The organism is Winogradskyella epiphytica (assembly GCF_003217215.1).
GTDB lineage: Bacteria > Bacteroidota > Bacteroidia > Flavobacteriales > Flavobacteriaceae > Winogradskyella > Winogradskyella epiphytica.
Map to the genome: position 1 here is coordinate 497,159 of NZ_QJTD01000001.1, position 16,753 is coordinate 513,911.

11 protein-coding genes are annotated in these 16,753 nt (G+C 34.3%); 6 read left to right on the plus strand and 5 right to left on the minus strand.

Features of this window, described 5'->3' with window-relative positions; genetic code table 11:
- Nucleotides 1-84: 84 nt before the first annotated feature.
- Entirely contained in the window at nt 85-555 is a 471-nt protein-coding gene (locus tag DFQ11_RS02190) for an Lrp/AsnC ligand binding domain-containing protein (RefSeq protein WP_110473972.1), read from the plus strand.
- A 37-nt stretch (nt 556-592) separates the two neighbouring features.
- Here the strand turns inward: DFQ11_RS02190 and DFQ11_RS02195 are convergent, their stop codons facing one another.
- The 3 genes from DFQ11_RS02195 to DFQ11_RS02205 form a co-directional block, all read right to left on the minus strand.
- Complete coding sequence (locus DFQ11_RS02195; RefSeq protein ID WP_110473973.1) at nt 593-1,630, minus strand: aldo/keto reductase; 1,038 nt, start codon at nt 1,628-1,630, stop codon at nt 593-595.
- Nucleotides 1,631-1,802: 172 nt separating this feature from the next.
- Nucleotides 1,803-2,762 (minus strand): OmpA/MotB family protein, encoded by a 960-nt coding sequence (locus DFQ11_RS02200; RefSeq protein WP_110473974.1) that lies wholly within the window; start codon nt 2,760-2,762, stop codon nt 1,803-1,805.
- A 54-nt stretch (nt 2,763-2,816) separates the two neighbouring features.
- A complete protein-coding gene (locus DFQ11_RS02205) occupies nt 2,817-3,578 on the minus strand; it encodes an exodeoxyribonuclease III (protein WP_110473975.1) in 762 nt (253 codons plus the stop codon).
- 134 nt (nt 3,579-3,712) lie between these two features.
- Between DFQ11_RS02205 and DFQ11_RS02210 the strand changes: the two genes are divergently transcribed.
- The 4 genes from DFQ11_RS02210 to DFQ11_RS02225 all read left to right on the plus strand — a co-directional run bounded on the left by DFQ11_RS02210 (nt 3,713) and on the right by DFQ11_RS02225 (nt 13,122).
- Nucleotides 3,713-7,138: a hypothetical protein gene (locus DFQ11_RS02210; RefSeq protein WP_110473976.1), complete on the plus strand. Its 3,426-nt coding sequence runs from the start codon at nt 3,713-3,715 to the stop codon at nt 7,136-7,138.
- Between the two features lie 58 nt (nt 7,139-7,196).
- Nucleotides 7,197-7,586, plus strand: coding sequence for a hypothetical protein (locus tag DFQ11_RS02215; RefSeq protein ID WP_110473977.1), 390 nt, complete (start codon nt 7,197-7,199; stop codon nt 7,584-7,586).
- Nucleotides 7,587-7,651: 65 nt separating this feature from the next.
- The gene (locus tag DFQ11_RS02220; protein ID WP_110473978.1) at nt 7,652-11,974 is read left to right on the plus strand and encodes a CusA/CzcA family heavy metal efflux RND transporter; all 4,323 of its coding nucleotides are present in this window, start codon (nt 7,652-7,654) and stop codon (nt 11,972-11,974) included.
- A 2-nt stretch (nt 11,975-11,976) separates the two neighbouring features.
- Nucleotides 11,977-13,122: an efflux RND transporter periplasmic adaptor subunit gene (locus tag DFQ11_RS02225; RefSeq protein WP_110473979.1), complete on the plus strand. Its 1,146-nt coding sequence runs from the start codon at nt 11,977-11,979 to the stop codon at nt 13,120-13,122.
- 145 nt (nt 13,123-13,267) lie between these two features.
- Here DFQ11_RS02225 and DFQ11_RS02230 read toward each other — a convergent pair whose 3' ends face one another.
- Together DFQ11_RS02230 and DFQ11_RS02235 are read right to left on the minus strand one after the other, a co-directional pair.
- A complete protein-coding gene (locus DFQ11_RS02230) occupies nt 13,268-14,809 on the minus strand; it encodes a glycine--tRNA ligase (protein ID WP_110473980.1) in 1,542 nt (513 codons plus the stop codon).
- Nucleotides 14,810-14,874: 65 nt separating this feature from the next.
- Entirely contained in the window at nt 14,875-15,759 is an 885-nt protein-coding gene (locus DFQ11_RS02235; protein WP_110473981.1) for a hypothetical protein, read from the minus strand.
- Nucleotides 15,760-15,829: 70 nt separating this feature from the next.
- Between DFQ11_RS02235 and DFQ11_RS02240 the strand changes: the two genes are divergently transcribed.
- On the plus strand, nt 15,830-16,507 hold the full coding sequence (locus DFQ11_RS02240) for a ComF family protein (protein ID WP_110473982.1): 678 nt from the start codon (nt 15,830-15,832) through the stop codon (nt 16,505-16,507).
- Nucleotides 16,508-16,753 lie beyond the last annotated feature (246 nt).

Below are 16,753 nucleotides of genomic sequence, written 5' to 3' on the forward strand. Positions count from 1 at the left end.
CAGTTAATAATTAGATAAATATTATAAAGCGTTTCAAATTGAAACGCTTTTTTTATCTTTAACTTTCAATCTAATAGATTAATTATGAAAGTTAAGGACAACGGTATTCACATTGACGGAATTGATAAGAAAATTTTACGCGCTCTTATGGAAGACGCTAGAACGCCAATTCTAGAAATAGCTCGTAATGTTGGAATTTCTGGAGCCGCTATACATCAACGATTGAAAAAACTGGAAAAATCTGGTCTTTTAGCAGGTTCTAAATTTATCCTCAATCCAAAAGCCTTAGGCTATACAACAATGGCATTTGTTGGTATTTATTTAGACAAAGCCATGAGTAATCCTGAAGCTGTAAAACAATTACAAAAGATTCCCGAAGTGATAGAATGTCATTACACCACAGGGAATTGGTCTATTTTTATCAAGATTCTATGTAAGGACAATGAGCATTTGATGCATGTTTTGAATTCTGAAATACAAAGCATAAAAGGAGTTTCAAGAACCGAAACTTTTATCTCATTACAAGAACAGATCAATCGTCAGATTAAGCTATAGAACAATAAAAGCACTCCTTTAAAAGAATGCTTTTTATTTACGGTGCTGGATTTGGGATCTCAGCATGAACTTCATTGATAGCTTTAAGAACTTCATCCGATAAGGAGACATTAGTACTATCTATATTTTCCTTTAATTGATCAATAGCTGTAGCACCAATGATTGTACTTGTCACAAAAGGTCTTTGTGTTACAAATGCCAAGGCCATTTGAGCAAAACTCAAATTATTCACTTCTGCAATTTTCATATAACGCTTCGTAGCTTCTGTAGACTGTGGACTACTGTAACGCGTATATCTATTAAATAAATTTAGTCGTGATCTATCATTTGCGGTTCCTTTGAGATATTTCCCAGACAAAACTCCAAATGCCATTGGCGAGTACGCCAATAAACCAATATTTTCCCTGTGCGCCACTTCAGCTAAATCACCTTCAAATAATCTATTTAATAAGGAATAGGCATTTTGAATGGTAATCATTCGAGGTAAGTTATGCTTCTCGTGTTCCTCTAAATAGCGCATGGTTCCCCAAGCTTTTTCATTAGAAATTCCAACGTGTCTAATTTTTCCTGATTTTATAATGCCGTCTAAGCTGTGAAGGATATCATTAAAATTGTCCTCCCATTGGTCATTTTCATCAATCGAATAATCTCGTATCCCAAAAGTATTAGTTGTACGTTCCGGCCAATGGAGTTGATACAAATCTATATAATCCGTTTTTAATCGTTTTAAACTATGGTTTACAGCATCGTTCAATGCTTCTTTACTAAAACCATTCGTTCTGATATGAGCTGTATAATCTCCCGTACCCGCAATTTTTGTTGCTAATACAACTTTATCTCTTTGCCCAGTTTTCTCAAACCAATTTCCTATAATACGTTCTGTTTCCGCATAGGTTTTTTCTTCCGCAGGAACAGGATAGAGCTCAGCACAATCGAAGAAATTGATGCCACTATCTAAGGCTAAATCCATTTGAGTGAAACCTTCATCTTGGGTGTTTTGATTTCCCCAAGTCATGGTACCAAGGCATAATTTACTAACTTTTATATCTGTATTCGGTAATGTTGTGTATTTCATCTTTAGTTCCTGCGAACACAGGAATCCCTTTTAATTAAACTTAATTTTAGAGACTTCTCGACTAAGCTCAAAGTAATAGTTGATACATGCAAAAATAAGAAGACCTCAAAGGTTATAATAAATTTTGAGGTCTAAATTCTATTTACAAGATTCCTGCCTTCACAGGAATTTGTTAAATCTCATTCAATAATCTTGAAATCTCATCTAACTTAGGCGTTAAAATCACTTCAATTCTTCTGTTTTTAGCTCTACCTTCAGCAGTATCATTAGTAGCAATTGGCGCATACTCTCCTCTTCCGGCTGCTGTTAAGTTTTCTGGATTAATAGCTGCATTTTCTCTTAAAATGTTCACGATAGATGTCGCGCGTTTTGCAGATAAATCCCAGTTCCCACTTAATTGTGCATTTCCATTATATGGCACATTATCAGTGTGTCCTTCAATTAAAACAGATATTTCTGGGTTTTCAGCTAAAACACTTCCCAATTGCTTTACAGCTTGTTTTCCCTGAGTTCCCACATACCAACTTCCAGATTCGAACAACAATTTGTTCTCCATAGAAATATAAACTTTTCCATTGCGCTGTTCAACCGTAAGTCCTTTGCCTTCAAAATTAGTTAATGCTTTAGAGATTGCGTCTTTAAGCTTGTTCATCTCAGCATCTTTAGAAGCAATTACATTTTCTAGTTCAGCAACTCGTTGGGAGCGACTTTCTAATTCTTGTTTCAAAGTTTTTAAACGTTCGTTTTCTGTCGCTAATGCTTGTTCTTTAGCTTCTAATTGCGCTAAAAGTTCTCTATTCTTCTGTGAGTTTTTTGCAATTGCCGCCGAACTATTTTCTTCTAAAGCATTATAAGACGCCTTTAAGTTTTCAAGATTTGTTTTAGCCGCTGCATAATCGGACTGTAGCTTATCTCGCTCTGCAATAGCCGAATCATAAGACGACTGCAAACGATCTAAATTATTACTCAGGGAAGAATTTCGCTTATACAATTCATCTACTTCTTCAGATAAGTTTCGATTTTCTTTTTTTGCATTTGCGTATTTATCCTCCATTTCTGTGTAAAGCTTTTTGGAAACACAGGAGGTGAATAATGTGATAGTCAATACTAATAATGAAATTCTTTTTATCATGATCTAATTAATAAGATGTTCTTGTTTATAATTCAGTTTCGGGTTAAGTTTCAATTAAATATCCAATTCCAATAAAATTGGACAGTGGTCACTATGAACGGCTTCAGTGAGTATAACGCTGCGTTTGATTTTTTCTTGTAAAGGTTCACTCACCATTGCATAATCTAAACGCCAACCTTTATTATTGGCTCTAGAATTCGCTCTGTAGCTCCACCATGAAAATTCTTGACGTTCTGGATGCAGATGTCTGAAACTATCAACAAATCCACTATCAATAAACTCTCCAAGCCACTCACGTTCTTCTGGTAAAAATCCAGAAACACCTTTCATTTTTGGATTGTGAATATCAATTTCTTCATGACAAATATTATAATCGCCACAAACCACAAGATTTGGAAATTCTGATCGAAGCTCATTTAAATACTCATAAATGAGATTCATATATTCAAATTTATGTGATAAACGCGCATCGTTAGTTCCTGAAGGTAAATACATACTCATTATAGAAACCTCATCATAATCAACTCTAAGATTTCGTCCTTCAAAATCCATGGATTCTATTCCTGTACCATATTCAACATGATTAGGTTCTTTTTTACATAAAATAGCGACACCACTATAGCCTTTTTTCTGAGCGCTAAACCAATAATTATAGTGATATCCAGCTTCTTTAAACAAATCAAGATCGAGCTGATCTTCCATAGCTTTTATTTCTTGTAGACAAATAACGTCTGGAGCTGTTGCTTTTAACCAATCAATAAAACCTTTATTTATAGCGGCTCTGATGCCGTTTACGTTATATGATGCAATTTTCATATTTGAATTCTTGTGTTTTAGCGAAAATAAATAATACCCTACTTTTACACTATTAATTTAAGTATGATTTAACGAATATATCTCGTCGTACTTAAGCATAAAATATTTAGAGCTTTCCGCAGTTATTATTCTACATGAAAAACGCAGTCCTTTTTCTATTTTTTCTATTATCATTTTTGGGTTTTTCTCAAGAACAGAATAGTAATTTTAGAATAAAAAAAGTTGCGGTTAAAGATTCCATTCGGATTGATTCGGTGAGTATTAATCCTTCGCGATTTCTAATTAAGTCGATAGAGAATACCATCATAGATTCCACTTTATATTCAGTAGATTTTGCCAAGGCCATTTTACATTTCAAGCAACCAATTAATCTAGACACCATTCAAGTTGAATACCTACGCTATCCCAACTTTTTAACCAAGGTTTACAAACAGTTAGACGATGATGTAATTATTGAGCGCTCCTCGGAGTTTCAGCGCTTTTATCAACTTCAAAATACGACGTCGAAAATAAACTATACGCCTTTTGATGGTTTAACGACCTCTGGAAGTATTTCTCGAGGTGTCACTATTGGAAATAATCAAAACTCCGTTTTAAATAGCGAACTGGATTTACAGATATCAGGAAAACTGAGTGATAAAGTATCTTTACGAGCCTCCATACAAGACGCGAATATTCCCTTGCAAGAAAGTGGTTACTCTCAACGATTAGATGAATTTGACCAAGTTTTTATTGAATTGTTTAGTGACGATTGGAATATACGAGCTGGCGATATAGACTTGGTAAATAACAACAGCTATTTTGCCAACTTTTCTAAACGTGTGCAAGGCTTATTAGTGAATGCTAATTTGAGCGAAAAAACCTCGGCATTTGCTTCAGGTGCTTTGGTTCGCGGACAATTTACAACCACTCAATTTACAGCACAAGAAGGAAATCAAGGACCTTATAAGTTACGTGGCCAGAATAATGAATTGTATGTTCTTGTGGTTTCTGGTAGTGAAACGGTATATGTCAACGGCGTGCCTTTAACACGTGGTGAAAACAATGATTATATTATAGATTATAATGCAGGTGAAATTATATTCAATTCCACATTTCCTATCACTTCTGAAATGCGAATCACCGTCGATTACCAATTTAGTGAACGGAAATATTCAAGATTTACCGTTTTTGGAGGCGCGCAATATGATACCGAAAAACTAAAAATGAATATTTCAATATATTCTGAATCTGATGCAAAAAATCAACCCTTACAACAAAACCTATCCACTGAACAAACGCAGATTCTAGCTGATGCAGGTGATAATCGGGATTTGATGGTGGCGCCTTCTGCAACAGCACAATCCTATTCTGAAAACCGAATTTTATACAAAAAGGAATTTATTGGAACTGAAGAGATCTTTGTGTTTTCAAATAATCCACAAGACGAATTATACAGTGTTAAGTTCTCCTTGGTCGGTGCAAATCAAGGAAATTATGTGTTGAGCAATTCAAATGCCATCAGTAATATTTTTGAATACGTTGCACCAATATCAGGAGTTCCACAAGGTAATTATGACCCCATTATTCAACTCGTTGCGCCTGAACGATTACAAATTGCAGTGATTAATGGCGCCTATAAACCTTCTGAAAGAACAGATGTCTTTTTTGAATTAGCAGGTAGCAAAAAGGACAGTAATTTATTTTCAACTTTAGATGATGAGAATAATGATGGCTATGCCGGTAAATTAACTTTAAATCAAAACATCATTCAATCCGACAGTCTTTGGAATTTATCAGCTTCAGTGGATACGGATTTTATTCAAAAGAACTTTAATACCATTCAACGCTTGTATCGCGCTGAATTCAATCGAGATTGGAATTTGGACACCACTGAAAATCAACCCGAAAATATTAATAGAGCCAACCAGTTGTTGATCAATTCAGGACTTCGACTATCACATTCCAAAAAGGGCTATGCCACCTACAATTTTGAGCATTTAAACTATTCAGAGCAATTTAACGGTAACCGTCATCATGTAATGACCAACCTGCGTCTAGGTGATTTCAGAATATTTTCAAATTCAAGTCTGTTAAATAATGAAAGTTCTATTAATCGCTCTACGTTTTTACGTTCATTTAATCGCATAGTTTATGGTAAAAACAACAAATGGACAGGTGTGAAATTTTCTACTGAAGACAACGAACAACGCGTGATTTCAACGGATTCACTTACGCCTTTAAGTCAAAAATTCAAGGCTTACGAAGCTTTTGTAGGTATTGGAGATAGCACTAAAGTTTTTGCTGAAGTAGGTTATATAAAACGTTTTAATGATAGTTTACGAAACAACTCATTAGCCCGCGTCAATAATTCAAACACCTATTATTTAAAGTCACGATTAATTCAAAATAAAAATACTAACCTTCAACTTTTCGTAAATTATAGAGATTTAAAATCAGAAGACAACACCATTGAAGACGAACAGAGTTTAAACAGTCGATTACACTACAGTCAAAAATTATTCAACAATCTGATTATTTGGAACACGAGTTTTGAGACCAACTCAGGAACCTTACCACAGCAAGATTTTACCTATGTAGAGGTTGAAGCTGGGCAAGGTGCATATACTTGGATAGATTATAACGACAATGGAATTCAAGAATTAAACGAATTTGAAGTTGCGCAATTTGCTGATCAAGGCAGTTATATTAGAGTGCTTTTACCTAATCAAATTTTTATACGAACGCATCAAAACCGATTAAGTCAGACCCTAACATTCAATCCGCAACAATGGAGTACTTCAGAAAATAAAACCGAGAAATTCTTTTCACATTTTTACAATCAGTTGTCATATTTAATCGATAGAAAAATAAAACGTGAAGGAAATAATTTCAACCTCAACCCATTTAAAGAGGATGAAGACAATCAGCTAGCCTTAAATAATAGTGTTCGGAATGTATTGTTTTTTAATCGTGGAAAACAACGATATACAACCTCTTATACTTTCCTTACTAATACGAGTCGGAATTTATTGTCTATTGGATTTCAAGAAAATAAATTAACCAATCATCAATTGAACTTCACGCATAAATTTGCAGTGAATTGGTTAGCAAATGCTCTTACTAGTTTTGGAGTCAACGAAAGTCTAAGTGAAAATTTTTCTAACCGAAATTTCAATATTAACGAAGCTCGATTTCAGCCTAAATTATCCTATCTATTTAACGAAAGTGCACAGTTCGATGTGTTTTATCAATACACTTCAAAGGACAATTCAATTGGAAGCTTAGAATCTTTAGTTCAGAATAATTACGGCTTATCCTTCACTTATAATAATACTCAAAAGGTAGCATTGACAGGCGAGTTCAATATTTTTCAAAATGAATTTGAAGGCAATGCTAATTCACCTGTAGCTTATCAAATGCTCGAAGGTTTGCAACCAGGAAAAAACTTTACTTGGAGTTTATTAGCGCAAAAGAAGTTGACTAAATATTTAGACCTGAATTTGAATTATTTTGGACGAAAAACAGAAACTTCTAAAACCATTCATACCGGAACTATTCAACTAAAAGCCTATTTTTAAGCTATGTGACATTTATCACATTTAGTACTTTCTAAAATTTGTATATTCGTAGCAAATTATGAGAAAACTATTAGCTTTATCATATTCATTTTTGATACTTATACAAAGTTTCAATATCGGCTTAGAGGACCTTTCTAAGTTCGGCATATTATTGGAACATGCCGAGTATCATAAGGAAATGTATGGTGACAGTTTTTTCGAATTTATAGCAGAGCATTATGGTGATGCGGAAGTCGAGCATAAAACTGATCATGATGAGCACCAAGATTTACCTTTTAAAGATGCCCATCAACTATGTTCTCATATCAGCACAGCTTTTATAAATCCTATAATTTCTTTTGAATTCTTACATCACGAATTTATAAGCATTCCATTCAATTTTTTCTACACTGATTCTCATACTAATTTTGAGAAACCTTCTATTTTTCAACCACCAAAACACGCATAATTCACTTTAGACTATACTCCTGGTTCTATTTAATCAGGCCAATATTATTTCCTAATTTTTGAATTATGTTAGAAAGCATTATCAAATTCAGCTTAAAAAACAAGCTGATTATATTTCTGTTTACCGCCTTTATAATAGGTTTTGGAATTTTATCCTTAACTCAAATTCCCATTGGTGCTGTACCAGACATTACGAATAACCAAGTTCAGGTTATTACTACTTCTCGAAATTTATCCACTCAGGATGTCGAACAATTCATTACCTATCCTGTAGAATTGGAAATGGCAAACCTACCTGGAGTAGAAGAAATTCGCTCTGTATCTAAGTTTGGCCTTTCTGTGGTGACCATTGTTTTTGAGGATAAAATGGGTACTTATTTACCAAGGCAACTTATTGCCGAAAAAATTAAGTCAGCCTCAGAGAAAATCCCAGAAGGCTTCGGAAGTCCGGAAATGGGACCAATTACTACAGGCTTGGGTGAAATCTACCAATACATTTTAGATGTAAAACCCGGTTATGAAGATCGCTATTCCATTACAGATTTGCGAACTATCCAAGATTGGGTTGTGAAAAGACAACTTTCAGGAATTCCTGGTGTTGTTGAAGTGAATACTTGGGGAGGATTTTTAAAACAATATGAAGTCGCCATTAAGCCACAACAACTAAATGCTATGAATATTTCAATTTCTGAGATATACGAGGCTTTAGAAAAAAACAATAGTGTTGCAGGTGGTGGTTATATTGAAAAAAACAACGAGGCCTTCTTTATTAGAGGTGAAGGTTTGGTGAAAACTTTAGAGGATATTGAAAATATTGTAGTAAAAAACACCTCCACACCTATTTATATTAAAGATGTTGCTAAAGTTGGTTTTGGTAGTGCTACGCGTTTTGGAGCCATTACAGGAAATGGTGAAGGTGAAAAAGTTTTAGGGCAAATTATGATGATTAAAGATGGTAATTCCAAAGCCATTATCGATGCCGTAAATGAACGTGTTGCCTCCATTGAAAAATCCTTACCAGAAGGTGTGTATATCAATGGATTCCTCGAGCGAACAGAACTTATCGATAAAACAACTTATACGGTTTCTGAAAACTTAATCCTTGGGTCACTAATTGTAATTTTTGTAGTGGTTTTATTATTAGGAAACCTCAGGTCTGGCTTGGTGGTCGCTTCAGTGATTCCACTTAGTTTATTGTTTGCTATTTCCATGATGAACGTCTTTGGTGTCGATGCCAACTTAATGAGTCTTGGCGCCATTGATTTCGGGATTATCATTGATGGCGCTGTGATTATTGTAGAATTTATTGCATTCCGGATTATTTCTCAAAGTGATAAGTTAAAAGCTCTCAGTAAAACAGAAAAACAATCAGAAATTGATTCAATTACACTAAAAAGTGCTTCAAAAATGATGAATTCTGCCATTTTCGGGCAATTAATCATTCTAATTGTATTCATCCCAATTTTAGCCTTAAGTGGTGTTGAAGGTAAAATGTTTAGACCAATGGCATTAACCTTCAGTTTTGCTTTAATAGGTGCTATGTTATTATGCTTAACCTATGTTCCTGTTGTAGCTTCCTTATTTTTAAAACCAACTAAACCTTCGCCAAAAAATATTTCAGTAAGAATAATGAGTTTTGTAAGCAGAAGGTATCAGCCTATTATCAATTGGTCCTTAGCACACAAAAAATCTGTAATTATTCTTTCATCTATATTATTAGCAGCGAGTGTTTTAATTTTTACCCGAATGGGAGGCGAATTTGTTCCAACTTTAGACGAAGGTGATTTTGTAATTCAGCCCGTACTTAAAACAGGAACGTCTTTGAGTAAAACCATAGAAATCACCACAAAAATCGAGCAAATATTACTTGATAAATTTCCTGAAGTAGATCAAGTGGTTACGCGAATTGGAGCGGCGGAAGTACCTACAGACCCTATGTCTATGGAAGAGAGTGATGTTATTATTAAACTCAAACCTAAAGATGAATGGGTTTCTGCAGAAAGTAAAGACGAATTAGCTGAAAAGTTTAAGGAAGCCTTAGCCATAATCCCAGGAATGGACGTAGAATTTACGCAACCGATTGAGATGCGATTTAATGAATTAATTACTGGTGTTAGAGCCGATGTGGCCATTAAGATATTTGGTGAAGATTTATCCGTATTGGCACGCAAAGCAGATGAAGTTAAATCATTAGTTGAAAATATTGACGGTGCCTCAGATATAATTGTTGAAAAGGTTGAAGGTCTACCTCAAATGAGTGTGAATTATAATCGGAATAAAATTGCCCGTTATGGTTTAAACATTGCCGATGTAAATAGATTAATTACGATGGGATTCGCTGGAGAAACCGTTGGAAATGTATTTGAAGGTGAAAAGCAGTTTGATTTGGTTGTAAGATTAGATGAAGGAAGTAGAAAGAACTTATCCAGTCTTCAAAATTTATATGTCGATGTTCCTAATGGGCATAAAATTCCACTTAGCGAATTAGCCGACATCAGCTATACCGAAGGACCTGCTCAAATTTCAAGAGATGATACCAAGAGACGTATCGTAGTCGGTATCAACGTTAGAAATCGAGATTTAGAATCCGTAGTAGATGATGTAAAAACTATTCTTGATGACAAGCTGAATTTACCTATTGGCTACACCATCACCTATGGCGGTCAATTTGAAAATTTAGAAAGTGCTAAAAACAGATTACTAATTGTTGTTCCAATTGCATTAGCCTTAATTTTTGTGTTGCTTTATTTTGCTTTTGGCTCTGTGAAAGAAGCCTTAATTGTGTATTCGGCAATTCCGCTCGCCGCAGTTGGTGGCGTCTTATTACTATGGCTACGAGATTTACCTTTTAGTATTTCAGCGGGAGTAGGTTTTATTGCTCTTTTTGGTATTGCTGTACTTAATGGAATTGTATTAATCGAACATTTTAAAGCTTTAAAAGAGGAAGAAAATTTCGATACCATTGAAGATCTAATTAAGCGAGGCACGACTGAGCGTTTACGCCCCGTTTTACTAACAGCTTCGGCTGCAGCTCTAGGATTCTTACCTATGGCCATATCTACCAATGCTGGTGCCGAAGTACAACGCCCTTTAGCAACGGTTGTTATTGGCGGTTTATTTACGGCTACGATTTTAACCTTAGTAGTTCTACCCGTGTTATACGCTTGGTTTCAAAAGAAAAAAGAAATGAAAATTAATATAACAGTAATCACAACTATACTTGGCTTTTTATTTATGTGGAATGGGAATGCGCAATCTCCACTAACCGTTGAACAAACCTTAGATTTAGCCATTGAAAATAATGCCGGATTAAAAGCCTCGAATCTACAAATTGAGCAGAGTGACGCTTTGGTTGGATCGGCATTTAGTTTTGACAAAACCGAAGTGTATTACAACTACGACGAAAGTAATATGCAGGTTAATAACGAAGTTTTAAAAGTATTTGGTATTACCCAAGATTTCAAATTTCCAACCCGGTATTTTGCTGATAAAAAACTTAACAAAGCACAGGTACTAGTTGAAGAATCTAAATATGACCTAAAGTTTCAACAACTTAAAAAGTCGGTATATTCTAATTATTACCAATTGCGTTATGAAAAAAACAAAGCGGAAACGTATCGCTTTTTGGACAGTTTATACCAAGACTTTGCCACTAAAGCAGCAAGACGTTTTGAACTAGGTGAGACAAATTACTTAGAAACCATCACAGCAGAGTCTAAACAACAGCAACTACAGACGCTTTACAAACAAGCGTTGCAAGATGTAGCCTACGCTAAAGAACGCTTAAAAGCTATTGTCCAAGTGGATACTCTAGAAATTATTGAACAGGAATTAGAACAATTAGAATTACATAGCCCGTCTATGCAAGAGAATGCCGGTTTACACTATTTTGAAAATGCTAAAAATTATCAAAATGCTGTTCATAAAATGGAAAAACAGCAACTACTACCAGACTTAAGTTTCGAATATTTTCAAGGCAAAAATGACCAGCTGAATACCAATATTAAAGGCTATCAAATTGGATTAAAAATTCCTTTATTGTTCTTTGGAAATTCTTCAAAAATAAAAGCTTCAAGAATCGCTAAAGAGGTCATTTCAGAACAGCAAAATGATTATAAAGTGCAGTTAAATGCTGAATATCAATCACTGCTTACAACACTGAACAAGTACGAAGAAGCTATAAGTTATTATGAAAGTCAAGGCAAACGACTAAAAGATGAAATTATTAAAACAGGCAACAGAACCTTTAAGGAAGGTGAAATTGACTTTTTTCAATACATCCAAAGTTTGGAAACAGCTAAAGACATTGAATTGTCTTATTTGGATAATCTAAATGCTTACAACCAAACCGTTATCAATATTAATCACCTTATTTTAAATATATTTTAAAGATGAAAAATCTATATATCATAATATTCGCAATGCTTTTTATAGCCTGTGCAAACGAGAAGACCAATGAAACGGACGTTACAACAACCGAGGTTGATCACGATCATATCACCATCACTAAAGCGCAATTTGAAAGTGAGAACATGGCATTTGGTACTGTTTCTAAATTCGATTTTAACCAATCTATAAAAGTAAATGGCATGATAGACGTGCCACCACAGAACAAATCGACGATTTCTCCATTTATTGGTGGTTATATAACTCAAACCCCACTATTGGTTGGAAGTGAGGTTAAAAAAGGGCAGCTTTTGGTCACACTTCAAAATCCTGAATATGTAGAGATTCAACAAAATTATCTTGAAGTAGCGGAGCAATTAAGCTATCTAAAATCTGAATTCGAACGTCAGAAAACTTTATACGATGAGCAAATCACATCCCAAAAAAACTATTTAAAAGCAGAAAGCGATTATAAGAGTAATCTCGCTCGCTTTAATGGTTTACGTAAAAAACTCCAAATGCTTAATATTAGTCCAGCCCGTGTAGAAGGAGGTACTATTTCTTCAAGTGTAAATCTTTATGCGCCTATCGATGGTTTTGTGACTAAAGTAAATGTGAGTAATGGATCTTATGTATCCTCTAGTGATATCATCTTAGAAATTGTAGATACACATCATATTCATTTAGAATTGTCTGTGTTCGAAAAAGATATCATGAACATTAAAAAAGGTCAAAAAATTCTCTTTAAAATCCCAGAAGCTTCAGAGGAAACTTTCGAAGCTGATGTTCACTTAATAGGTACAACAATTGACGCTGCAAGCCGACGTGTACAAGTTCACGGACATGTTAATAATGAAGAAGGTCAATTTATTGTAGGTATGTTTGTAGAGGCTGAAATAATTACGGAAAGCTCAAAACAGATGGGTTTACCACAAGAAGCGATAGTCGGTTTAGAGGATGGCACTTATGCTTTAGCTTTAGAGAATGATGAAAACGATGTATTTCATCTTGAAAAAGTAAAATTAGAAGTTGGCAAACAAACTGAAGATGCTGTTGAAATTTTAAATGCAGACGACTTTAAAAACAAACAAATTTTAATAAAAGGTATTGGTATGTTGCTCAATGAAAGTGAAGGTGGCCATAGCCATTAATTGATAAGCCAAGTCACCTTACAATTAGACGTTATTTTCAATTCTCGTTTTTAGAAAAAATGCCATCCTTATAAACAAAAACACCCAAACTAAAAGCTTGGGTGTTTTTTATACTCGTTAGATTCCCTTTTCCAAAGGAACTTATTTACTGCATTTTCTTAAGCCAATGCTTTACATCGACCTCAGCTTTAATAATATCTCTTAAATCTTCAATCTTTACACGTTTCTGCTCCATAGTATCTCTATGACGAATCGTTACTGTGTTATCTTCTAAAGTATCGTGATCTACAGTAATACAGAATGGTGTTCCATTAGCATCTTGTCTTCTATAACGTCTACCTACTGCATCTTTCTCATCGTAAGTGACGTTGAAATCCCATTTTAAATCGTCAACAATCTGTTGTGCAATTTCTGGAAGTCCATCTTTTTTAACTAATGGTAAAATCGCTGCTTTTGTTGGTGCTAAAACTGCAGGTAATTTTAAAACCGTTCTGGTTGTATTGTTATCTAATTCTTCTTCAACCAAAGAATTTGCAAAAACCGCTAAGAACATACGATCTAAACCAATAGACGTTTCTAAAACATAAGGTGTATAACTCGCGTTGTCTTCATGATCAAAGTATTGTAATTTTTTTCCTGAAAACTCTTCGTGTTGTTTTAAATCGAAATCTGTACGCGAATGAATTCCTTCCAATTCTTTAAATCCGAATGGGAATTTAAATTCGATATCTGTAGCAGCATCTGCATAGTGTGCTAATTTTTCGTGATCGTGGAAACGGTAATTATCTTCTCCCATTCCAAGAGATAGATGCCATTTCATACGTTCTTCTTTCCAATGCTTAAACCAATCCATTTGTGTACCTGGTTTAATGAAGAACTGCATTTCCATTTGTTCAAACTCACGCATTCTAAAAATAAATTGTCTTGCAACAATTTCGTTTCTAAACGCTTTTCCTGTTTGTGCAATTCCAAATGGAATCTTCATACGTCCTGTTTTCTGAACGTTTAAGAAATTCACAAATATCCCTTGAGCCGTTTCTGGACGTAAATATAAATCCATAGCATGTTCAGCAGAAGCACCAAGCTTAGTACCAAACATAAGGTTAAATTGTTTTACTTCTGTCCACTCTCTACTTCCACTCAACGGACAGGCAATTTCTAATCCTTCAATTAGAGCTCTAACATCAGCTAAGTCTTCTTTTTCTAAAGACTGTCCTAAACGTTTTAAAATGGTATTAATTTGTTCTTGATAACCTAAAACGCGAGGATTTGTAGACACAAATTCATCTTTATTAAAAGCATCACCAAAGCGTTTTTGTGCTTTTTTGATTTCCTTTTCAATTTTAGACTCAATTTTGGCACAATAATCTTCTACCAATACATCTGCTCTATAACGTTTTTTTGAATCCTTATTATCAATTAAAGGATCGTTAAAAGCATCGACGTGGCCTGAAGCTTTCCAAGTGGTTGGATGCATAAATATAGAGGCATCAATGCCCACAATATTGTCGTGCATTTGTACCATGGCTTTCCACCAATAGTCTCTAATGTTCTTCTTTAATTCTGCTCCGTTTTGAGCATAATCATAAACTGCGCTAAGTCCATCGTAGATTTCACTACTTTGGAAAACGTAACCATACTCCTTTGCGTGAGAGATTACTTTTTTAAATTGATCTTCATTTGCCATAATACTGCAAAAATAGAAAACCGCTCTGATTAACAGAACGGTTTTAGGAAAATTATATGATTAGATTATTTTAACTCAATATTTGTACTCCCCAAGCTCCTCTCTTTATGAAAAACGTGAACAAAATAGTAGCCTTTCTCAAAAGGCTTGTCATCATCACCAGTTACCACTTGTGCACAAATCTCCATGCTTTCATTATTGTAGTCTACAGTCTTTTTATTGCTATAAATCAATGAAGAGTTCCCAAAAACTACCTCTCCTTTATCTGCAACAACATTGCCGTCTGGACCAACAATTTGAATATAAATATCTTTTCTTCCGTTTAGGGCCAATGGGTTTTCTGTTAATGTAACACATACATCTATAGCATTAGCTCGTCTTGCGCGATCAGTAAATTTCTTTTTACCAGATTTTAGTTTGTATGGCCTAGCATTAATAGAAACAGCGTTTAAAAGTGACGCATTATTAATAGTTCTATTCAAAGAAGCATTTATTTCTTCTAAATTATTGATAGTAGCCGTTTTGTCCTGAATCGTTTTTAATGCATACCGTTTATCATTCTGTAGTTTTTCATTTGCTAAACTAAGGGAGTCTATAGTCCCAAGAAGTAGTTTCGACTTTGATTTTAATACAAGAAGTTGATTTTTAAATTTACTAACTATGGATAATTCACTCTTTAATATTCGTAATGAATCTAGAGTTTTTTGAGTTTCCAATTTTGCAGCTTTAAGTTCTAAAGCCATAAATTCGTAATCTTGACTTAAGTCTTCATAACCTAATAATAGTTCTGACAATTCAGTCTCAATCAAGACTTTCTCTTGCTTTAGGAATTGCTCATAGGATTCTACAGACTGATAATTATTATAGCTGTATACTCCTAAAACCGTTAAAACTACTAATAAAGATCCTATAATTAACCGATAGTTAAATAGTAGGGGATTAACAATCATTATTAATTTCTTAATTTAATGGCAAAACTATAATATATTAACGTTGGGCGTGATTTTATTCGACTAAGAGGTGAAAAACTTGTTAAACTTATTTTTTCCGGCGGTTTGTGAGGCCTGTAACTATGTTTTGAGCGACAACGAACTTGTTTTATGCACAAGATGCAGACATCATTTACCAGTTACTAATTATCATTTTGATGACTCTGAAACTGTAAAAAAGGTCGTTTATGGTCGTGTTGCCCTAGAACATGCAACGGCTCTATTGCATTTTTCGAAAAAAGGAATTGTGCAACAAATTCTTCATAATTTAAAATATAGAGGTCATGAACAAATTAGTGAGTTTTTTGGCAAATGGTTAGGGGCAGAACTTGCTACTTTAGAAGCTTATCAGAAAATAGATATCGTGATTCCAGTACCCTTGTATAAAACTAAGCTTAGAAAACGTGGCTATAATCAAGTTGCTAAATTTGGTCAAGAAATCGCAAAGTCATTAAAGGCCGACTATAACGACACCGTTTTAATAAAGGTTAAACCATCTACAACACAAGTTTTCAAAGAGAGAATTAAACGCTGGAATGATGATGGTGCCTTATTCGCCATTTCCGAAAATCAATCCTTAATAGGAAAACATATTTTATTGGTCGACGACATTATTACCACAGGGGCCACAGTAGAAGCATGCGCAACTGAATTACTAAAAATCGAGAATATCAAGTTAAGTCTTGCCACCATGGCCATTGCAGATTGATTTTTACGATTATATTGGAGCAATAGAAATTAAGAGAAAAAAACAGCAATAACTTATTTGTAAAAAAAGACACAAATTTCACTGATTCACACGAATCGTATAGATTAGAAGGATATCCATACTGAAAATCTAATATTGGCTGAGTAATAATTTCTGAAGATTTGTTTATTTCTTGATAAACAAAAGACACAAGTTTCATTTATTGTCACGTCTATTAAAATATAAAAGATTTAAAAAACTTAGAGA